The sequence below is a fragment of the Anatilimnocola aquadivae genome (genome assembly GCF_049819085.1).
Taxonomy (GTDB): domain Bacteria; phylum Planctomycetota; class Planctomycetia; order Pirellulales; family Pirellulaceae; genus Anatilimnocola.
In genome coordinates this window covers 4,307,011-4,327,260 of the sequence record NZ_CP187419.1, presented here as the reverse complement: position 1 = coordinate 4,327,260, position 20,250 = coordinate 4,307,011, and the positions used below count along the sequence as shown (strand labels likewise).

The window sequence follows — 20,250 nt, the reverse complement described above, 5'->3', positions numbered from 1 at the left end:
TTCAATGGCTGAAATCCAGTGTAATTCGATGGTCAACATCTTTCAGTCACTCATGCTCGTCATTGCCGGCGCCACGCAGAAAGAGCTGGCCCGCCAGGTCAAATATCTGAAGGTCGAGAACCAGATCCTCCGTTCCAGGCTGCCCCAGAGAATCGTCTGCACGCCGAAGGAGCGGGTCCGCTTAATCAAGTTCGCCCAGAAATTGGGCGGCAAGGTACTCCGTCAGCTGACGACGATCGTTGCCCCCGAGACTCTCCTCGGTTGGATTAGAGCCGAGAAGAAGCCTAAACCGCAGAAGCGAAAGCGTGGCCGCCCGAACACGCCCGAGCAGATTCGCCAGCTCATTTTGCTGATGGCCAAGGAGAACCAGTGGGGCTACACCCGCATCATGGGCGAGTTGAAGAAGCTCGGGATCAAGCCGCCCAGCCGGAACACGGTGAAGAAGATCCTCAAGGCAGCCGGGTTCGAACCAGGTCCGCGGCGTGGCGAGGGAACCTGGGACGACTTTCTGCAGCAGCACGCCGTTTCGCTGTGGCAGTGCGACTTCTTCTCGAAGCGGATCCTGACGATGAAGGGGATTCGCGAGGTATTTGTGCTGGCTTACATCCATGTCGCTTCCCGCCGCGTGATTCTGTCGCCGGCGACCTTCCATCCCGATGAAGCGTGGGTCCAAGCCCAAGCTGAGTCGTTTGTGAAGCTGGCAAATCAACAGGGCATGAAGCCGGCGATTCTGCAGCGTAACCGGGACTCGAAGTTCACGAAGTCCTTCGATCGAGTGCTGAAGCGAAAAAGGGTGAAAGTGAAGGTCGGTGCCTTCCGCGCCCCCAACACGAACGCCTTCGTCGAACGGTTTGTGCAGTCGATCCAGCAAGAGTGCCTGGACCGGTTCGTGATCTTCGGCGAGAAGCACATGAATCACGTGTGCAAAGAGTATCTGGAATACTACCACCGGGAGAGACCGCACCAGGGCGTGGACAATGAACTCGTGATTAAGCCGATGACACGCAACGCGATGACGCCGGCCCAATCAATCTCGGTGAGCGAGATCCTGTGTTCGGATCGGTTGGGTGGATTGCTGAAGAGCTACCTTCGCAAAGCGGCGTGACAAGCCACGCTAGCGCTCCCGATTCAAGCTATCCCTGCTATGCCTTTGGCTCAACTATTTTTTCATAGGCGCTCAACGACTCGACCGCCACCTTAATCCACGAACCCTCAACGAGAATGGATGGCGGCTGCGAGCATGTCGCCGATATCTTCGAGGCGCGAACTAAATACCTGGGAGTGACGCTTGAACGCATTATCTCGGTAAGAATGCCCAGAAATGGAACCATCGTGTCATTCATGACTACCTCGGAGTGACGAGAACTTGGGACCATACGCGAAATCGCTTGCCGCCGACGTCCCAGATAGCCGGCCCACCGCGAAGCCATCCTCTTCAACCGTGCTTGTGTGCGCACGAACCCTGCATGTGAGTGATCACTTATCACCACCCTTATCCGACTTCGTGGTCGCGGTCTTTATCGCTGGAAGTAACTCTGGAGCGGGGTAGTTGTCACGCGCACCAAGAATGACTACTAACGAATCCGGGGCCGTTAACTGCAGAAAGTATGCATCCGGCATCCGGCCTGACACAGAAACGAGTACAGGTATCTCTTTCTCAAGCCGCTTCACCACCTGATCGCGGCTCAGTTCCATGCCCTTCAAGTCGACGACACGAGAAGGGGTGAGCGGCGATGGGCCTCCCATGCGCAGAGTAAGGATTGCCTTTTCCACTTCCGACTTAAGTTCTGGCCATCGTTTCTTGGGAGTCACTTCGCCGACCACTTCCCATGCGATCTTCGGAACTGTCAGCTTGATTTTCCACTCTCGGGATTCATCACCCGTTCCAGGTTCGCTCACGACCGCCATACCGATTACCGGCGGAACATCACTTGGGAAAGATATGGGATCGCCCGCGATCGCAAGCGTGCTTACTGAAAGGACGAGTAAAGCGCCAACAAAACGATGGATCATCGATAAGCTCCTGCGATTGTCCCCGAAAATGCTTCTATCTTACGCGGCCGCCAGGTTTACTCGGCGGGGGCGTGAAATTCGAAAAATGTGGCTTGCCGTGCGAGACCAACCAGGTTGAAACTGGTTAGCCTTGTGAGTATGCATTCTCACTTCGCCTCGGTTCGCTTTACCCGCATCACCTTGCCGTCGCAGGAGACAATCTCCAGGGTAAACGGCTTGCGTTTGGCATCCTTCGGGAAGGTCACCTTGACCTTCCCCTCTTCGGCCGACTCCCATTTCCCGGACACCGTTTCGTTGCCATCGGCCGGAGCTATCGGATGATCGATGAACACGCCGTCCTTCGCGATCTCGAAGCCGGATCTTCCTCGCGACGGCGGGAACTTGAAGCCCTTCGGGCGATACGCTTGTACGGCGTCCGTGTCCTCTTCACGCGAATGAATCCAGGACTTAAAAACCTCCGGTGGCAACTTGCTCTTCTCGTCCTCGCCGGCGAAAGCCAGACCACTCGCCGCAAGTACGACCGCAAAGAATGCATAACTCATCTTCGTCACCCCTTGGGCCCCACCGTACAAGTTGTCGGCTGCCGAACATTGGTCAATCACCACCACAACCACGCCATCGGGCGTGGCGCTTTCAATCTTGATGCAACATATCCGATAGACCGCCCAGTGGTTGAAAATAAACGACGGATGGAATGTTCTAGTCGGCGGTAGGCTCCATAGGAACGACCGTTCGCAAATTGCGGTCGGGCAGGACTTCGACAAAGTGCCGTAGTTGCTCTGGCATGTCAACCGAAGTAATCGGCATCGAGCTCATGTGGGAAAGTATCTCTGCGGCGGCTGCGGTGAGTTGTGTGTCACGTAGCCGAAGCTTGTAGAGCGTGGGCAGATCCTGCAGCGGCTTTAATCCACCATCGGTAACGTGCGAGCCGTTAAGTGACAGATACTCCAAGGATCGCATTTTGGAAATGACGATCAGATCGCGGTCGACGATCGAGCAATAGTCGAGAATGACTCGTTTGAGTTTAGGCGATCTCGCCCAGCCTTGCAGAACCTTGCTGGAAACAGGGACATTTGCCAATTCCACTTCCTCGAGGTATTCCAGAGATCGAAGTGCATCTACTTCATCGGCAACGATTCGACATTCAGTCAACTTGAGCGAGCGAAGCTGTCTCATCTGTGCGATTCCCTGCAATGCTTTGCGAGATATGGACACATGCCTCAATTCGAGATGTTGCAACTCGTGTATCGAGGAAATGGCGTCGGCCCAAGCGGTACTGGCGTTGGGACTCGCAGGATTCTCTCGCTCCTTGTTGCTGAGGGTTAACGTGCGCAGATTCCTCAATTGGCCTATGGCACTCAGGTCTTCGTCGGAGAGTGACCCTAGCTGCAAATTCAGTTCTTTGAGTGAGGGGAGCCGATCATAGGAGAATCCACGTGTGAGAGGCTGGCAGTGGCGAATCCAAAGACCTTCCAAGTAGGGAAACTGCTCGACAGCATGCAGGCTAGGCCGATCATTTGGGACTTCATATAGACCGGCTTCGATGATCGGCAAGTAGATTCGGCCGTGCCGCCATTGCTCCGCAGTCAGTCGTGGCAACTCGGACTCTCCCCCCGCTTCGATCCCATGATCTACACACCAGCGAGCGAGAAAGTCTTCCTTCAGCGAAATACAGGCGGTGATCTCGCCCTGATACCGACGCCATTGCCACGTGAACCATCCCAGCCCCGCACCACTGAACGTTATGGCTGCGAGCAGAGTGCGGAGCGAAAAGCGAAACCAGGACCGACGAGACAAGGTGGTACTTGGAGATAGATCCACGGCAGCTTTCATAAAGGACTTCTGTCAAACGATGAGTAGGGTTTTGCCAGACCAATCATTTTATGGCTCGGGCAGGGAGTTCGGTGGTAACGTCGCTGTAACGACTTCCCCGAACGACAGCCAGCGAGTGAACCTCAGGGCCTGATCGCCGCGATTCATGTCTGGCGTCGCATAGCCTTTCGAGCGGCCCGCCTAAGACAGTTCCGTTCGAAACGCGTGAAGCCGAAGTGAACGAGTTCCGCAGCCCGAACACAAACGCCTTCGTCGAGCGGTTTGCACAGTCGATTCAGCAGGTGTGCTTGGATCGGTTCGTGATCTTCGGCGAGCAGCACATGGACCATGTATGCCAAGCGTACTTGGAGCACTGCCATAACGAGCGCCCGCATCAAGGAATCGAGAATGAACTGACAATTAGGCCCGAGATGACGAGGAGCCCGTTGGTGGCAACCATCACGCTCGACGAGATTCGTAGCACGGATATTGGAGGAAGGCAGCTTAAGATCGCGCTAGGTATTCAAGGCCTCATTGCCCGAATATAGCAATGAACAGGAGTCCGAGACCTGTTGCCGCAATTAGCCCATGGCCAGCAACCAAGAGTATCGGTAGCGGACGATTGCGCAAGTGAAAGCCGAAAAAGATTGCTACTCCACCAAGAGCAGCCAAGCTAAAGACAAAAAGTGCCCAGACTGCAGAACTAGGAAGTGGTGCCTGCGTGTAAGCGTAGCCCAGCGTTGCGAGTCCGCTTGACGCAATTACTCCATGGCCAATGGCCAACCAGGTTGGAGGCCGATCACGCCCTGTAAGCCTAATCCCCAGCATCAGAAGTCCGCCAAATGCTGCAAGCACGAATAGCAAAGCGGCAAGGTTCATTTAACACCTCTGAAAAGTGGATCAGTGCACCTAACGCGTTCCAAACCTGAAAGCGCAGCTTGGACCACAGCGGAACTACTTACTGAAATCGAGGACCAGCCGAAGCCGCGATTGATGTTCGGAGAGAGCTGGCCGGTTCGGCATCACCTTGATGGATCCAAGGCCATCCACGATAGGCGTCACGGCGGCTGGAACAGCCGCCGTAGCCGTGAGAATTTCCTACCGCCGGACTGTCGAGCGGTCATAAGCGCCGTATTGCGTTAGCACGCTCTGAGCATTGGCCCTATTTGGCCCGCCATGAACCGTCACAATGGTACGACCCGACTTGAACTCACCTTCGTAGTACTTCGCATCATCATCGGGAATCCCGAGACCAGCGAGTGCACCGCCGATTCCAGCCGCGGCTGCGCCTGCAGCAGCACTTGACAGGATTACGCCTAGCGTACCGCCGAAGATCGCGGGCCCGATTCCCGGCAAAACGTTCGACAAGATGCCCAAGCCCCATAAAGCGCCGATGCCTGCTCCCGTTGCTAAACCGGCCGCCGCGCCTTCTTCAACCTTGGTACCTGAATCTGCCGTCGCGGCGCCATCACGATGTTGCGACACAACGCCAATCTGATCCTCGGTGTAGCCTGCCCGCTTCAATTCAGCGATCGCCTGTTGAGCTTGCAGTTGGTCTTCAAAAACGCCAATCACTGTGCCGGTCACTGTTGACGAAGCCATTTTTAAGTCTCCTGAAGTAAAAGTTTCATTGCTGACCCGTGCCGGCCACCTTTGCAAAAGTCACGCCATCTGCAGCACGCAGACGAACTTTGCAGACTGTCCGTTGGCCGTGAACCGTGTCGCAAACGAGTGGCACGATCATTGCAAACGTCCTGCACTGAGGTGGCGGATGTTTAGCACACGGGAACGAACACCGTTGGACTCAATTGCTCAGCGAGTGGCGATTTCGTCTGTGGCTGGGTTAATTGCGACCTATCCCATGACGCGATTCATGGAATGGGCGGAAGGATCTGGCATTGAAACGCCGGGAACTGACTTGCCTCCACGCGAGATTACTTCTGAAGTGTTGGCCCGGATGCTCGATGAAGCTGTGCCTGAGCACTTCCGCCAGCCAACAATCATCGTCGCGCACTATGGTTTTGGGGCTGCCGTCGCCTGCCTCTATCCTTTGGCAATGCGAGTTATCCCCATTCGATCCGCGGTCATTCAAGGCATGGCGTTTGGACTGCAAGTATGGGTAGTGAGCTATCTCGGGCTTTTACCCATAGCAGACAGCGTAGGTCGCGCTGGTAACCGCACATTCCGCGTGAACGGAACCATGATCCTGGCCCATCTCATTTGGGGGACGAGCGTGGGGGTGATCTCTAAATGCCTGCAGTCTCAGTGCCAGCCTGAGCAGAAAGGAGAGGCAACGAGATGCATTTAATCCAGTTGCTTCTGCCCCTGAACGATAACGACGGACACAGAATGTCGGCACGCCACTTTTCAAAGGTGCGCGAAGAACTGACCGCTAAGTTTGGAGGCCTCACGGTCTATTCGCAGACACCTGCCGAGGGCATCTGGGAAACCGGGGATGTGCGCGTCAACGATGAGGTCGTACTGTTCGAGCTGATGTCCGAGCAAGTAGATACACGGTGGTGGGCCAACTACAGACGTGAATTGGAGGAGCGTTTCGGCCAGGAGGAAATCGTCATTCGGGCATTTGGAATAACGTTGTTGTAGGACTGCAAGATCGCCAGTGGCACGGAGGAACGAGGTTTGCTGAGACGAATTCTAGAAACTCTCCAGCTGAATAGAAGTTGGCAAGTAAGTGAGAATCGCTATGGCGAATACCACTGGGATTTTGGAGCAAACGTAATGCGTTGGCTATCTGACGTGTGGTCTGTCCTCTCTGAAGCAGCTTCCGACTGGTTTGAAGACAATGCGATGCGAATGGGCGCAGCACTGGCATTTTACAGCGTGCTTTCTCTCGCCCCGCTGCTGCTCATCGCGATTTCGCTGGCTGGACTTTTCTACGACGAGGCAGAAGCTCGCGCCCAGCTGTTGACGCAAGTGGGCGAACTCGTTGGGAAGGATGGCGCCGAGGCAATACAGGGAATGTTGGACAGCGGAACGAAAGCGGGTGGAACGATCGCCACGGTCGTGGGAATTGTCACCTTGATTTTCGGCGCTTCTGGTGTGTTTGGAGAACTGCAAAGTGCGATGGACGCGGTCTGGGACGTGAAACCGAAGCCAACGACGATTTTGGGATTACTGCGAGCTAGATTTCTGTCATTCGCAATGGTTCTGGGAACAGGCTTTTTACTCGTTGTCTCGCTGCTGCTAAGTACGGCAATTGCGAGCCTTCATTCTTCGGCCCGCGGTGTTATGCCCGAGTGGGAATGGTTGTGGCATGGTCTTTCGCTGGCGGTGACATTTGCGGTGGTGACGCTGCTATTCGCGTTAATTTACAAGCTACTTCCTGATGCAAAAGTGGCATGGCACGACGTGTGGGCCGGGGCGATCCTTACTTCGATTCTGTTCACGATCGGCAAGTTCGCAATCGGACTCTATTTGGGACAAAGTGGACTGGCATCTGGATACGGCGCAGCGGGCTCGCTGGTCGTCTTGATTGTCTGGATCTACTACTCTGCACAGATTCTGTTCTTTGGTGCCGAAATTACTCATGTAATCGCCAGTGACTCAAAGAAACAAGTCAAGCCAGAACCACATGCCGTCGCTTCGCCAGACGCGAAGTAGGTCAAGCTGCAAGCAGTTTTCAATTTGCGAAACGCAATTCGCAGTTGGAGGTTTTGCAGTCGCATTTTCAGTCGGATTCGAGTCGCAAGGCGATCTTTGTGACCGCCGAGAGATAGAACTTGGCGCAGCGGTTGCAGGGTTGATCGCGATCCACGTTTTCTCCTAGACAAATTTGAATCATGCAAACCACGCCAATTTTCCGCGAATCACCGCAGTACCGCACGCCGATCCGCGACCTTTCGTTAAAGGTTGCTGGCACACGTTTGGAGCCCCTGATACGCAGACTTGAAGCCGAATTATTGGCGAAAGACATAACACTTCTTCAGCCGCGGGTTCACCTATCGACGGAGTGGGGGGTTGCGTTTGGAAGCATTACGATCGGAATCCCTTTTTACCTGGCCAATGCCGAACTCACGCGCTTACACGACGAAGAAGTCGGGCACATTGAAGGCTTTAATCCAGCTGATGTGCTTCGCTACCTACGACATGAAACGGGGCACGTAGTAAACTACGCGTACAAGTTGTACGAGCGTGAAGACTGGGTCAAATTCTTCGGTGCGATTACTCAACCGTATGAGGAAGATTATCGCCCCGTAGCCTTCAGTAAGAACTTCGTTTCGCACCTACCCGGCTGGTATGCGCAAAAACATCCCGACGAGGATTGGGCCGAGACGTTCGCGGTTTGGCTAACACCGAACACAAGTTGGCTGGAGCAATATCAAGATTCTCCCGGTGCGCTCGCCAAGTTGCATTACTGCGAACAACTGATGACGAATCTTAAAAATACCGCCCCGATCATCGCAATTCATGAAAAGGACGAAGATGTTGGAGAACTGACGTATTCGCTGGAGCAGTACTACCAGCGGATTGCCGGAGCTACAGATGAGAAGTTTCCGGGGCTTGATGGCTCGCTTCGAGCAATTTTTCTCGATCGTGAGGAGTGGGAAGCTCAGTCGCCAGATTCTCCGGATGCGATTTCCACGAAGATTTCGGCGGCAGCGCTCATTCGGCGTGAAGAAAGGAGAATAATGGCAGAAGTCTTTCGCTGGACCGGACATTTTCCCGAGAGAACGCGAGTGCTGATTCGAGCACTCGCTCAGCGGGCCGAGGTGCTGGATCAAGTTTATTACCAGGCAAGCGAAGCAGGCATGATCATCGCACTGACGACCTTCATCACTTCACTGGCGATGAACTTCGTCCACCGCGGCAGCTACTTCCCGCAGTTAAAACGATCAGAGGCTGCCGACAGCTAGCTAACTAAATCGTGTTCAATTCGAGCAGATTGTCATGGACTTACCTTACTCCGACTTCGGACGAACCTTGCGGCGATGTGAGTCGCGCTCAAGCGCCAGATCCACTATCTTGCCGACAAGTTGCGGATAGTCGATGCCACCTGCTGCTGCCGACATCGCAAATTCGCTAGTCTGTTCAAGGTAACAACTGGCGTTCACTTCAATCACGTAGATCTCACCGCTCGCTGTCAAACGCATGTCGATTCGACCGTAATCGCGAACACGTAGAGCACGATAGGCATCGAGAGCCGTCTTCTGTAGTTTTGCCAGCAATTCAGGCTCTAGTTTGTCTGCCATCACCGCCTTGCTCCCTTTGAACTCGGCGCTATCTTCCTCCCATTTTGCCTTGCTATCGAGGACGCGTGGCATGTCGGCTGTGAAGCCAGAAAAGTCCATTTCAATCGGTACAAATGTCTGCGGTTGCATGTTGCCCAAAATGCCGACATAAAACTCGCGACCGTCGATGTACTCTTCAGCCAAGGCTGAATCGCCCAGTTCCTTATTGATACTCAGAACCCGTTCCATCAATTCTGAAGCATTCTTGACGAGTGACTCTTTGCCGACGATTCCCACGCTGCCGTCCATACGCAGCGGTTTCACGAACAGCGGCATTCTTAACTTGCCCCCCGTTTCAAAATCGGCGTTCGGTGCGAACGAAGCAAAGTCGGGGTACAGTACCTGCTCATAGGCCAGTAGCTTTTTCGAAAGCGCCTTATCTTCCTGTAGGTAGATCTCACCGGGTCCGCCGCCGGTGTACGGTATCTCCAGCAAGTCGAGCACTCCCGTCACCCCCATCAGCCCACCGAGAACATCATCTCCAAAGCTTTCCATCAGATTGAAGATCAAGTCAGGTTTTTGGTCGCGCACTCCCTGGACGAGTTTGCCGACGTCTTCAGTGATCGCGAAGCATGAAACGGCGTGCCCGAGTTGATCAAGCGCCTCAGCAACTTGTGGTACCACAATGTCAGGGCTTTCGTCGTCAGGCTCTTGATAAGCCAGAACCGTAATTCGCATGTGGGACACGTCCGGTAAGTAAGAGAGAAAAATGATCTTCTGCTGGGTGGAGGCAAATCTAGTGCCGCCGCGTTTGGTTCTGAGAGTCGACTCGTGAACAGCCGCTCCCGGCCCGTGCGATCGACGCGTAGGCATAGAACTTGCTTAACCTGCTGATAAACAAGTAAGCACATCTGGAGGGAAGACATATGTTCGAGTTGTTTAGTCGCAATCCTGCTGAATCGCTGCTTCGGGCAGATCACAAAGCAGTAAAAACTCTTTTCGATCAATTTGAGTGCGCCAAAACGCGCGCGGCCAAGAACAAGATTGTGCTTCAGGCGCTCACCGAGCTCAAAATCCACGCAGCCATTGAGGAGGAACTCTTTTACCCCGCGGTGCGCAAGTCGGTTGGCAAAGCGATAATGAATGAGGCAGATGAAGAGCATCATGTCGCGAAACTTCTTATCGCCGAATTGGAGTCAATGGACGGTTCTGAAAGCCATTACGACGCGAAATTCCTAGTTTTAGCTGAGAATATTCGCCACCACATCAAGGAGGAAGAGAATGAGATGCTGCCCAAAGCGCGAAGCGTCAAAGTCGACTTTGCTGAGCTCAGCGAACAGATGCTGCGACGGAAAGGGAGGTTGCTAGCCGATGGCGTTCCTGAAGGCGGCGAAGAGAAGATGGTGAAGTCAAGCCGTGGAAAAGGTGACTCACCAGCGAGTGCAGCCAAACGTAAGGTTCCGAAAGTCGCAAAGCGAAAGTCGCGGTAAGGCTCTCGTGAACTACTGGAAGTTTGCCAGTCGAGCGGGCACCTTGATTGAGCACCCGCGTTCCCGAAATTGCCGAGCTGGCTGCTGTGCATCCAGTTGGGCGAGGGTCCTTGAAAGGATTTTCAAAAAATGGCTTGTCGCATTCAGCGACTGCGGCCGCTGCAATCCAGGCGATGCTCCTGCGAAGAGTGTGTCGCGCGGAGTGACGTTCTGCGCACGGTAATGGGCGATTGACCATCTTCTTTCGAGCGCGGCACAAAATCAGTATGGTTGCGCTTTGATATACTCGTGCTCAAGCGTGTGGGAATAGCCATCGCCGTACGTACGCCTCACAAAGTTATCGCCGCCATCCCACACGGTATTGGCGGCCTCATTAGCCTGTGGATAACCTGAAGCACGACATTGCTGGCTGCCCAGAACTTGATTTTCAAGTACTGTTTGAGTCTGCGCCCGGGCTGTACCTGGTGCTGACGCCGGATTTGAAGATTGCTGCGGTAAGCAACGGCTATCTGCAGGCCACGATGACACAGCGGCAATCCATTTTGGGTAAGGACATTTTCGATGTCTTTCCCGACAACCCGGACGACCCTACCGCGTCGGGGGTTAGCAATCTGCGAGCCTCTTTGGAGAGAGTGCTGCGAAACAACCTGCCAGACGCAATGGCAGTCCAGAAGTACGACATTCGCCGGCCCGTCGCTGAAGGTGGTGGTTTCGAGGAACGGTACTGGAGTCCGATCAACTCGCCCGTTTTCGGGGTCGGTGACAGAATCACCTACATCATTCACCGAGTTGAAGATGTGACGGAATTCGTTCGGCTCAAGCAACGGGGTCTGGAGCAGGAGAAGCTGGCGCAGGAGATGCGTATCCGAGGCGAGCAGATGGAGGCTGAAATCTTTCTGCGGGCACAAGAGATCCAGGTCGCCAATAAACAACTACGTCAGGCAAACGACGAGTTGAGTCGGATCAAATGCCACCTCGAACAGCGGGTAAAGGAACGAACAGCAGACTTGACCCGAATGAACGTAGCACTGACCTCGGAGGCATTCGAGCGTGCGAGAACGGAAGCCGAACGTATCAATCAGGCGAGAGAAGCCGACCGAAAGCATCGGCTGTACGAGGCGGCACTCTCCAACACCCCCGATCTTGTCTATGTCTTCGACCTCAATCACCGCTTCGCCTATGCCAACGAAGTCCTGCTACGGATGTGGGGGAAGACCTGGGACGAGGCCATCGGTAAGAACTGCCTTGAACTTGGGTATGAGACATGGCATGCCGCCATGCACGATCGGGAGATCGACAAGGTGGTCGCCACGAAGCAGCCAATTAGAGGCGAGGTTCCGTTCACGGGCACGTTTGGTCGCCGCATATACGAGTATATCTTCGTTCCGGTCCTCGGAGAGAGCGGCGAGGTTGAGGCAGTCGCCGGTACTACGCGGGATGTGACCGACCGGCGGCAGTCCGAGGAGCAGATAAGTCACAGCGAGGAGCGTTTTCGCAGCTTGATGGAGCAGGCCCCGTTCAGCATCCAATTGTTCTCCGCTGACGGCCGCACGTTACGAGTCAATACGGCATGGGAGGAACTATGGGGACTCAAGTTCGAGCAGATCGCTGATTACAACGTCCTCGAAGACTCACAGCTTGACGCCAAAGGAGTGCTGCCCTCCATTCGGCGAGCCTTCGCCGGGGAGCCGAGCCACGTCCCGGCGATCCTTTACGACCCAAACGAAACAATCCCGAACCGAAGCAAATACCAAGACCCGTTGCGCTGGGTATCTGCGATGGCCTACCCAATCAAGGACGAGACTGGGAATGTGCGTGAGGTCGTGTTAGTCCATGAGGACATTACCCAACGGAAGAACGCGGAAGTGGCGTTACAGCGAACCGAGGAACGGCTGCGCCTAATTACTGACTCGCTACCGACGTTAATTTCCTACGTAGATTCAGAAGGCATCTATCGACTGAACAACCGCGCGTATGAGGAGTGGTTTAGGCACTCTCGCAATGAAGTTACCGGGCGACACATGCGAGATGTGTTGGGAGAAGCGGCTTGGTCCGTCATCTGCGAAAAGGTTGAAGCAGCATTTTCGGGTCAAACCGTACACTACGAAGCCGAGGTTCAATACAAGGACGCAGGCAAACGCTGGATCGACGCAACTTACGTTCCTCATTTCGACAATGGTGGGGTCGTGGGCCTGTTTGTGTTGGTGAATGACATCTCCGACCGAAAAAAAGCCGAGGAAGCAGTACGGAAAAGCGAAGCACTATTCCGTAGCATGGCGGACAACGCACCTGCGATGCTGTGGGTCACGAACCTGACTGGCCATTGCACGTTCATGAGTGCGCATTGGTACGAGTTCACGGGCAGAACACCAGGAAAAGACGTGGGGTATGGCTGGCTGGAAGCCATTCATCCAGACGACCTCGACCGAACAAGACGCACCTTCCTCAGCGCCACTGAAGGTCAACTGCCCTTCAGTATCGAATACCGGGTGCGTCGGCACGATGGCGAATATCGCTGGGCCGTCGATGCTGGTTTGCCTCGATTCGAGGCTGGCAAGTTCCAGGGCTTTGTCGGATGTGTATTCGATGTTCACGAACGTAAGATCGCGGAAGATGCGAACATTCGTTTAGTTCAAGAGCTTCGGAACACGGACCAACGCAAGGACGAATTTCTTGCCACCCTTGCCCATGAACTGCGGAATCCTTTGGCTCCGATCAGGAATGCCCTGCAAATCCTTAAGTTGCCCAGGGTCGATGCGGAAACCGTCGAGCGTTCACGAGAGATGATGGAACGACAAGTCCACCATCTGGTGCGACTGGTAGATGACCTCTTGGATGTCTCCCGTGTGATGCGTGGCAGAATTGAACTCCGCAAAGAGCGGATTGAGCTTGCCACAGTCGTGGCCCGTGCGGTCGAGACCGTGCAGCCGCTCATGGATGCGCAGGGCCACAACTTGAATGTGCAACTTCCGAAGGAATCTCTTCTGCTCGATGCCGACCCGGTGCGACTCACCCAGGTCGTCGGCAACCTCCTTACCAATGCCGCCAAGTACACGGAAGCAAATGGGCGTATTTGGCTTACCGCTGAACGGGACGGTAGTGAAGCGGTCTTGAAGGTATTGGACAGCGGCATCGGTATTTCCGCCGGCATGCTTCATCGCATCTTCGAGTTGTTCGTGCAAGTTGACCACGCCACGACAAAGGCGCAGGGTGGGCTAGGCATCGGACTTACCTTGGTCAAGAACCTCGTCCAGTTGCACAACGGTTCGGTCGAGGCTCGAAGTGCAGGTTTGGGCCAAGGAAGCGAGTTTGTGGTTCGGCTGCCGATCTCGGCGCAGGCACTTCGGGCTAAAGGCGATTCTGGACCGGCACGGTCGAGGCAACCTATTTTGGCTTCCGGCCATCGGATGCTGGTCGTTGACGACAACCAGGATGCGGCCTTGAGCTTCGCCATGTTGCTTAGACTACAAGGCCATGAAGTGCGTGTGGCTCACAGTGGATTGGCAGCGTTAGAAGTGACGAAGGCTTTCGTCCCGGATATTGTGTTCTTGGACATCGGAATGCCGGGAATGGACGGATATGAGGTCGCACGCCAAATGCGACAACTGACGGGGCTGGAGAATGTTGTATTGGCAGCACTGACAGGCTGGGGGCAGCAGGAGGATCGCCGCCGCACGGCCGAAGCAGGATTTAGAACCCAACGCGAAATAACTTCGGCTTTTGATCATAGGGGGTTGAAGGCGGGCGCTGTGTAGTTGAGTTGGGGCAGGAAGCTATTGAAGCGAATGGGATTGTGATCGAGGAAGGCTTGGCTGGCTTTGATTCCCTTCTGATACATCCGGCGGGCAACTTCCGCGACGACATGCAGTCCGTGCGTCGTGTGAGTGCGTGCGATAAAGTTCCGCGCAACTTGAATGGTCTTGAGCACCACGGCCTTGATCGCGCGCGAGACGTGACAGAAGAGGCGATGCTCAATGGGATTGTATTTCGAACAGCCCGGCGGATAGTGAGCCACCTGCACGTCGCAGCGCAGATCATGGGCCAGGTGGCATAGCGTTTCCTTGAAGCGATGCTGGCGACACCCGTTGCTGCCGCCGCAGTCGCACAGCAACAACAGTCGCGGCGCGTACCAGTAATGTTCCCGACCCATTCGTTCCCACCACCGACGGATCGCATCGCAAGCGAGTTCGCTGGTGTCGGCGCCGCGGGCCAAGTACATGAACGCTTCATTACGGCGAGTGTCGTACACGCCGTAAGGCACCAGTCGTTGCTCGGCAGTTACGAAGTCGTGATCTTGCACGACCACGCGGCCATCGGTGATCGCTCGGCCCGGATGAAAGAAATCGCCGAGAATTTCCTTCTTTTTCGTGTCGATGCTCAGCACCGGCCAATCGTTCCGCTCGTACTTCGTGCGGAGCTTGGCAATGAATTGAAACTGCTCGTCGCGATGTTCAAACTCACACGCCGCTTCGTCCTTGTACGCCTGTCGCCGCGAAAGACCAAGCTCGTCGAACAAGATTCGCCGCAACGCATCGGGACCAATCTCAAAGCCCTGCTCTTGCAACTCCTCCGCCAATTCAGGAACCGAGCGGTTCGTCCAGCGAATGTTTTCGTCGACGGGCGAACCGGCCGTGTCGCGCTCGATCAGGGCTTCCACTGCAGGAATGATTTCCGGTTGCGCAACGCTAGCTGGCTTTCGGCCTCCCCTTTTTTGCGAACGCGTCCCGCAGCTTCGTCCTCCGGCAGCTGCTCGATGTCCTCCGCGCCGTGGCGAATCGTGTCGGGATCGCAACCAAACAAATCGGCGATGTACTGCACACCGCCATGCCCGAGTTTCACCGCTTCGACCGCCGCGTAGCGTCGCCGATCCTTCTCGGATAACGCCCCATACACCTTCACCATCTGCCGCTCGACCGTTGCCCGATAAACCTTCATCGCTGAGCCCTCCTGTGACTGACTCCATGCCCCCCCTTCAGATTATCATGCGACAGTACCAAAGGAAGTTATTTCGCGTTTGGCCCTTAATCACCATTTGGTGAAGCCGCCGGAGCCGCAAGCGGTTGAGAGAGTATTGGCCGAGTTGAAACGCCGGTAGTTGAAGGTGAAAGGCCGTGCTACGCAAAAACAGAAAAAGAGAAAAGCGTAAGTTGAGTGACTGCACGTCTCGCGATCCCGCCAAGAACATCATGTCGTTCCGCAATTGGAAAATTACGCCGAAGCCGATGACCTCTTTTTCTTGGATCCAGACGGCTGGGTGGAATGTTCCGCTCTGCAGCTGCATAGTTGGACAGCAGCATCGCTGACAGCCACCTAGTCACCGACCATATTGATGGCGAAGTATCATCGACGTGTACATCATCCGGGTTGCCGGCCGCGAGAGACATGATGGAAGTGTGTGGCTCGTGGCAGCTGATTATGAGTGCGAGTAGAACGAGCCGCCCTCGTCCACGTTCCAGAACTCGTCGAAGCTGGCCACGTACTTTTGAGGTCATCTGGAGGCACTGTGCGACCTCCTCACGACGAGCTAAGCGATCATGCCAGCGCTGGCTCTGATCGAATTGGACGATTGAGTCGGCCGTTCTGCACGGCATACCATTCGCTGACAAACACCGAGTGCATGCGCGTCACGCAGCGTTCATCGACGCGGTGACCTCGACGTCCATCTGCTGCGTGCATTGTGAACACACTGGTCTATTCACAACCATCGAGAACTGCATGCAGCCAAACTCGCCAAACGAGCTCGTACACACAGTTTCGGTGCTCAGGGCCACTCTCGAAGCAACGCAGGATGCAATCCTTATCACAGATCTAACTGGCCGCATCACCGAATACAACGCTCGACTGTTGGAGGTTTGGTGTTTGCCGCCGGATGCGGTGAAAGGAAAATCTCTAAGCGACTTTCTGGACCTCACTGCTCATCTCTGTGAGAAGCGTTCTAATCACACTGACTACGATTTCTGGCTAAACTCCATTCAAAATGCTTCTGGGAGTGATTCGGCGGAATGGCAGTTGGTCGACGGACGAACGATCGCGTGTTCTTCGCATTCACAGGTAATGCACGATACGACCGTGGGTCACGTGTGGGGATTTCGTGACATCACCGCGTTAAGGCAATTTGATGAACTCCGTGGCAGACTCGATGCAATCGTTGATTCAGCCGATGACGCGATCATCTCGAAGACGACAACGGGATTCATCACCGGCTGGAACCGCGGAGCGAAGCGGATCTTTGGCTATTCCGAAGAGGAGGTAATCGGCAAGCCCGTAACAATTCTGATTCCCGCAGACCGGTTGGGAGAAGAGTCTGAAATCCTGGCGAAGATCGCCAGGTCTGAGCGCGTCGAGCATTATGAAACTGAACGCATTCGCAAGGATGGCAAACGAATCCACGTATCGCTAACAGTCTCACCCATTAAAGACGGCAAGGGAGCTGTCGTGGGCGCGTCGAAGATTGCCCGCGACGTTTCCGAGCGCAAGCGGACGGATCAAGCCAAGTTCCTGCTCGCGGCAATTGTCGATTCCTCGGACGATGCGATCATCAGCAAGAACCTACAGAGCATCATTACGAGCTGGAATTCTAGTGCCGAGCAGTTGTTTGGCTATTCAGCTCAAGAAGCAATTGGTCGACCGATCACAATGTTGTTTCCCGCTGAGTTGCTGTCCGATGAAACTCAAATCGTCAGTCGAATTGCCGCCGGTGAGCGAATCAAGCACTACGCTACGGAGCGAGTTCGCAAAGACGGGAAACGGATCCCCGTTTCAATTACGGTGTCACCGGTCCGAAACGCGGAAGGCAAGGTGGTTGGTGCTTCAAAGATCGCCCGCGACGTCACGGAACAGCTACGACACGAAAGTGAGCGAGACGCTTTGCTTAAAAGTGAGCGGGCAGCGCGAAGCGAAGCGGAACACGCGAGCCATCTGAAAGATGAATTTTTGGCAACCGTCAGTCATGAACTACGTACGCCACTAAATGCGATTTTAGGTTGGTCGCAGCTATTGAGCACTGTTCGTGACGACGCGAGCCTGGATGAAGGCCTGGAGATCATCCAGCGAAACGCTCGCATTCAGGCGCAGCTCGTGGAAGACCTGCTGGACATGAGCCGGATTGTCTCCGGCAAATTCCGACTCGAGGTGCAAATTGTCGACTTGGCAAGCGTCATCGAATCCGCCATGGAATCCGTAAGGCCAGCTGCCGATGCCAAGTCGATTACTCTCCGCAAAGTGCTTGATCCGCTCGCGGGGCCGATCAATGGAGATCCAACCAGGTTGCAACAGATTCTCTGGAATCTTCTGTCCAATGCCATCAAGTTTACGTCGAAAGGGGGCAAGGTTGACGTTTATTTAGAACGGGTCAATTCGCACATTGAGATCACGGTGCGCGACAACGGTGCTGGCATCAACCCAGACTTCCTGCCGATTATTTTCGAGCGATTTCGACAGGTTGATTCGTCTACGACACGCCGCCACGGGGGCCTGGGACTCGGCTTGGCGATCGTTAAACATCTCGTCGAACTACACGGTGGTACGGTTCGAGCAAAGAGCGCTGGCGAAGGACAAGGCTCGACATTCAATGTTCATTTGCCCACAGCACCGTTGCTACAGGCGGCGAAGCGCGAGCATCCGACCGCTTCACGCGCGCTACAGCTCGACTGCAACCAGATTAGTCTTGAGAACGTAAAAGTACTGCTAGTCGATGATGAGCCTGATACGAGAACTTTCGTGAAGCGGCTACTTTCCGAATGTGGTGCTGTCGTCCAAACGTCGCACAGTGCAGACGACGCAATCAAAATGATCCAGGGATTCGGACCCCATATCATCATTAGCGACATCGGGATGCCCGGAAAGGACGGTTACGAGTTTGTTCGCGAACTGCGGTCACGAAAGGCTGAAGACGGCGGTCAGACGCCTGCAATCGCGCTGACAGCCTTTGCACGTTCCGAAGATCGCACACGCGCTTTGCTCGCTGGGTATCAGATTCACATAACAAAGCCAATCGAACCTCAGGAACTTTTAGTAACTGTCTTTTCCTTGTCCAAGCGGGCCGCTACGTAGAATTCGCCGAGGTCGATGTGGCCGACGCAGGTTTTCATCGTAGGATCAGAGGAATTTCCATTTCTCGCCTTGAATACGGAACCAGCGATAACCGTAGGCTGCGAGTTCAATGCGGGTGGGGTCGTCGACGTTCTGGCAGCGGCAGTCGCTAGCGAGTTCGATTAAGGTTTCGCCGTCTTCGATGGAGAGCGAAGTCTGCACGGCCTGGCTGGAAAGATTGTGTGCGGCTACGAATGCGCCTTCGCGCCATTCGCAGCGGTGAGCGAGCACACTGCGATGGCAACCTGGCAAAACCCGGTAGCTGCCCCAGCCAATTTCAGGGCACTTTTTGCGGATGTGCAGCAGGTGCTGGATTTTACTCATTAACGAGTCCTGCTCGCGGTCTTGCGTGGCGACATTGACCCGCTCGAAACCAAAATCGGAGGTCATGACGACGGGACGAATCAGGCGCTCGGGGTCAGCCCTCGAGAAGCCTCCGTTTTTCTCCGCACTCCATTGCATGGGCGTGCGAACGGTCAGGCGCTCCGGCAACGACAGATCCTCTCCCATGCCGATTTCGTCGCCGTATCGCAGCACGGGCGAGCCGGGCAGCGTGAAGAGCAAGCTATAGGCCAGCTCTTCGCGGCGGCGGTCGTCGTTGAGCATCGGCGCCAACCGGCGACGGATGCCCCGGCCATAGGCCCGCATATTTTCCTCCGGAGCGAAGATGGCGAAGACCTCCTCACGTTCCGCCTCGGTCAAGCGATCGAGCGACAACTCGTCATGATTGCGAAGAAAGTTGCCCCACTGACCTGTTTCCTTGCGTGAGGGCAGTTGCTGCAGCAGATCCGCAATCGGCTCGGCCTCTTCCCGCGCTAGCGCCAGGAATATCTTCTGATTCATCAAGAAGTTGAACAGCATGTGAAGTTGTGGGCCATGATCAAAGTACTTCTCCACTTCTTTCAGCGAGACGTTCGCTTCGGCGAGGATGATCGCGGAACTGCTCCGCCAGGAGAGGAACTGGCGAAACTGTTCTAAATGCTGAAAGAGTTGCAACGACGGATCGCCCTCGTCCTCCGGGCTGCCGCCGAGAAACGGGGCCGCATCGAGCCGAAACCCGCTGATACCGAGTTCTAGCCAGAAGCCCATGATCTTGCAGATTTCGTCGCGCACCACTGGGTTGGCAATATTGAGATCCGGTTGATGTTCGTAGAACCGATGGTGGTAGTACTGCTTAGCCTCGGTATCGTAGGTCCAAATCGTGTGTTGCGAGCCCGGGAAGATTACGCCCTGCTCAGCGTCTTCCGGTTTCGTTTTGGACCAGATGTAGTAGTCGCGATATGGAGACGTGGGGCTCGCACGAGCGGATTGAAACCAGGGATGCTTATCGGAGCTGTGGTTGACCACCAGATCGATCAGCACGCGCAGGCCACGCTCGCGGGCCTGGCGGACAAAATCGACGAAGTCTCCCAATGTTCCCAGTCGCGGATCGACATTGTAGAAATCGGCCACATCGTAGCCGTCGTCTTTCAGCGGCGATGGATAAAAGGGTTGCAACCAGATGCAGGTCACACCCAGACTCGTGATGTGAGGCAAGCGTCGAATCAAGCCGGGAAAGTCGCCATAGCCATCGCCGTTCGAGTCTTGGAACGTCTTGACGTCAATTTCGTAGAAGACGGCGTCCTTGTACCACAGGTCGATCATGTTGCGGTTCC

The 20,250-nt window shown here is 55.0% G+C and carries 17 protein-coding genes; 9 read left to right on the top strand and 8 right to left on the bottom strand.

Translation table 11 applies throughout. The features are described from left to right. The first annotated feature begins 28 nt into the window (after positions 1–28). On the top strand, positions 29–1,105 hold the full coding sequence (locus NA78x_RS17170) for an integrase core domain-containing protein (RefSeq protein ID WP_425613598.1): 1,077 nt from the start codon (positions 29–31) through the stop codon (positions 1,103–1,105). Positions 1,106–1,476: 371 nt separating this feature from the next. On the opposite strand, the gene NA78x_RS17165 is transcribed toward NA78x_RS17170, so the two are convergent. The 3 genes from NA78x_RS17165 to NA78x_RS17155 form a co-directional block, all read right to left on the bottom strand. Then, positions 1,477–2,013, bottom strand: a complete 537-nt coding sequence (locus NA78x_RS17165) for a hypothetical protein (protein ID WP_425613597.1) — start codon at positions 2,011–2,013, stop codon at positions 1,477–1,479. 146 nt (positions 2,014–2,159) lie between these two features. Beyond that, positions 2,160–2,555 (bottom strand): hypothetical protein, encoded by a 396-nt coding sequence (locus NA78x_RS17160; RefSeq protein WP_425613596.1) that lies wholly within the window; start codon positions 2,553–2,555, stop codon positions 2,160–2,162. Between the two features lie 157 nt (positions 2,556–2,712). Then, entirely contained in the window at positions 2,713–3,846 is a 1,134-nt protein-coding gene (locus NA78x_RS17155; RefSeq protein WP_425613595.1) for a leucine-rich repeat domain-containing protein, read from the bottom strand. A gap of 215 nt (positions 3,847–4,061) precedes the next feature. On the opposite strand from NA78x_RS17155, the gene NA78x_RS17150 reads away from it, so the two are divergent. Further along, on the top strand, positions 4,062–4,373 hold the full coding sequence (locus NA78x_RS17150; protein WP_425613594.1) for an integrase core domain-containing protein: 312 nt from the start codon (positions 4,062–4,064) through the stop codon (positions 4,371–4,373). A 550-nt stretch (positions 4,374–4,923) separates the two neighbouring features. On the opposite strand, the gene NA78x_RS17145 is transcribed toward NA78x_RS17150, so the two are convergent. Continuing rightward, a complete protein-coding gene (locus tag NA78x_RS17145) occupies positions 4,924–5,427 on the bottom strand; it encodes a general stress protein (protein WP_425613593.1) in 504 nt (167 codons plus the stop codon). A 259-nt stretch (positions 5,428–5,686) separates the two neighbouring features. Between NA78x_RS17145 and NA78x_RS17140 the strand changes: the two genes are divergently transcribed. The 4 genes from NA78x_RS17140 to NA78x_RS17125 all read left to right on the top strand — a co-directional run bounded on the left by NA78x_RS17140 (position 5,687) and on the right by NA78x_RS17125 (position 8,699). Continuing rightward, positions 5,687–6,133 (top strand): DUF1440 domain-containing protein, encoded by a 447-nt coding sequence (locus NA78x_RS17140; RefSeq protein ID WP_425613592.1) that lies wholly within the window; start codon positions 5,687–5,689, stop codon positions 6,131–6,133. Then, a complete protein-coding gene (locus tag NA78x_RS17135; protein ID WP_425613591.1) occupies positions 6,124–6,429 on the top strand; it encodes a hypothetical protein in 306 nt (101 codons plus the stop codon). Before NA78x_RS17140 ends, NA78x_RS17135 begins: the two co-directional genes overlap by 10 nt. Before the next feature lie 135 nt (positions 6,430–6,564). Continuing rightward, positions 6,565–7,446, top strand: a complete 882-nt coding sequence (locus NA78x_RS17130; protein ID WP_425613590.1) for a YihY/virulence factor BrkB family protein — start codon at positions 6,565–6,567, stop codon at positions 7,444–7,446. A 179-nt stretch (positions 7,447–7,625) separates the two neighbouring features. Continuing rightward, positions 7,626–8,699 (top strand): putative zinc-binding metallopeptidase, encoded by a 1,074-nt coding sequence (locus NA78x_RS17125; RefSeq protein ID WP_425613589.1) that lies wholly within the window; start codon positions 7,626–7,628, stop codon positions 8,697–8,699. A gap of 45 nt (positions 8,700–8,744) precedes the next feature. Here the strand turns inward: NA78x_RS17125 and NA78x_RS17120 are convergent, their stop codons facing one another. Further along, on the bottom strand, positions 8,745–9,887 hold the full coding sequence (locus tag NA78x_RS17120; RefSeq protein ID WP_425613588.1) for a D-alanine--D-alanine ligase family protein: 1,143 nt from the start codon (positions 9,885–9,887) through the stop codon (positions 8,745–8,747). A 53-nt stretch (positions 9,888–9,940) separates the two neighbouring features. On the opposite strand from NA78x_RS17120, the gene NA78x_RS17115 reads away from it, so the two are divergent. Together NA78x_RS17115 and NA78x_RS17110 are read left to right on the top strand one after the other, a co-directional pair. Next, positions 9,941–10,504 carry a hemerythrin domain-containing protein gene (locus NA78x_RS17115; protein ID WP_425613587.1) on the top strand — a complete coding sequence of 188 codons (564 nt, stop codon included), beginning with the start codon at positions 9,941–9,943 and terminating at the stop codon, positions 10,502–10,504. Positions 10,505–10,884: 380 nt separating this feature from the next. Then, on the top strand, positions 10,885–14,259 hold the full coding sequence (locus NA78x_RS17110; RefSeq protein ID WP_425613586.1) for a PAS domain S-box protein: 3,375 nt from the start codon (positions 10,885–10,887) through the stop codon (positions 14,257–14,259). Here the strand turns inward: NA78x_RS17110 and NA78x_RS17105 are convergent. Both NA78x_RS17105 and NA78x_RS17100 read right to left on the bottom strand, forming a co-directional pair. After that, positions 14,229–15,161, bottom strand: coding sequence for an ISAzo13 family transposase (locus NA78x_RS17105; RefSeq protein WP_425613585.1), 933 nt, complete (start codon positions 15,159–15,161; stop codon positions 14,229–14,231). The genes NA78x_RS17110 and NA78x_RS17105 overlap by 31 nt on opposite strands. Further along, positions 15,149–15,439: a hypothetical protein gene (locus NA78x_RS17100; RefSeq protein ID WP_425613584.1), complete on the bottom strand. Its 291-nt coding sequence runs from the start codon at positions 15,437–15,439 to the stop codon at positions 15,149–15,151. Before NA78x_RS17100 ends, NA78x_RS17105 begins: the two co-directional genes overlap by 13 nt. Before the next feature lie 780 nt (positions 15,440–16,219). On the opposite strand from NA78x_RS17100, the gene NA78x_RS17095 reads away from it, so the two are divergent. After that, a complete protein-coding gene (locus tag NA78x_RS17095; protein ID WP_425613583.1) occupies positions 16,220–18,556 on the top strand; it encodes a PAS domain S-box protein in 2,337 nt (778 codons plus the stop codon). A 45-nt stretch (positions 18,557–18,601) separates the two neighbouring features. On the opposite strand, the gene NA78x_RS17090 is transcribed toward NA78x_RS17095, so the two are convergent. Beyond that, positions 18,602–20,239: an alpha-amylase family protein gene (locus NA78x_RS17090; protein WP_425613582.1), complete on the bottom strand. Its 1,638-nt coding sequence runs from the start codon at positions 20,237–20,239 to the stop codon at positions 18,602–18,604. Positions 20,240–20,250 lie beyond the last annotated feature (11 nt).

What these genes read in the sequence shown, in the direction of transcription:
- NA78x_RS17170 (WP_425613598.1), top strand. Translation starts at nt 29, where the DNA reads ATGGTCAACATCTTTCAGTCACTCATGCTCGTCATTGCCGGCGCCACG.
- NA78x_RS17165 (WP_425613597.1), bottom strand. Translation starts at nt 2,013, where the DNA reads ATGATCCATCGTTTTGTTGGCGCTTTACTCGTCCTTTCAGTAAGCACG.
- NA78x_RS17160 (WP_425613596.1), bottom strand. Translation starts at nt 2,555, where the DNA reads ATGAGTTATGCATTCTTTGCGGTCGTACTTGCGGCGAGTGGTCTGGCT.
- NA78x_RS17155 (WP_425613595.1), bottom strand. Translation starts at nt 3,846, where the DNA reads ATGAAAGCTGCCGTGGATCTATCTCCAAGTACCACCTTGTCTCGTCGG.
- NA78x_RS17145 (WP_425613593.1), bottom strand. Translation starts at nt 5,427, where the DNA reads ATGGCTTCGTCAACAGTGACCGGCACAGTGATTGGCGTTTTTGAAGAC.
- NA78x_RS17140 (WP_425613592.1), top strand. Translation starts at nt 5,687, where the DNA reads ATGACGCGATTCATGGAATGGGCGGAAGGATCTGGCATTGAAACGCCG.
- NA78x_RS17135 (WP_425613591.1), top strand. Translation starts at nt 6,124, where the DNA reads ATGCATTTAATCCAGTTGCTTCTGCCCCTGAACGATAACGACGGACAC.
- NA78x_RS17130 (WP_425613590.1), top strand. Translation starts at nt 6,565, where the DNA reads ATGCGTTGGCTATCTGACGTGTGGTCTGTCCTCTCTGAAGCAGCTTCC.
- NA78x_RS17125 (WP_425613589.1), top strand. Translation starts at nt 7,626, where the DNA reads ATGCAAACCACGCCAATTTTCCGCGAATCACCGCAGTACCGCACGCCG.
- NA78x_RS17120 (WP_425613588.1), bottom strand. Translation starts at nt 9,887, where the DNA reads ATGCCTACGCGTCGATCGCACGGGCCGGGAGCGGCTGTTCACGAGTCG.
- NA78x_RS17115 (WP_425613587.1), top strand. Translation starts at nt 9,941, where the DNA reads ATGTTCGAGTTGTTTAGTCGCAATCCTGCTGAATCGCTGCTTCGGGCA.
- NA78x_RS17100 (WP_425613584.1), bottom strand. Translation starts at nt 15,439, where the DNA reads ATGAAGGTTTATCGGGCAACGGTCGAGCGGCAGATGGTGAAGGTGTAT.
- NA78x_RS17095 (WP_425613583.1), top strand. Translation starts at nt 16,220, where the DNA reads ATGCAGCCAAACTCGCCAAACGAGCTCGTACACACAGTTTCGGTGCTC.
- NA78x_RS17090 (WP_425613582.1), bottom strand. Translation starts at nt 20,239, where the DNA reads ATGATCGACCTGTGGTACAAGGACGCCGTCTTCTACGAAATTGACGTC.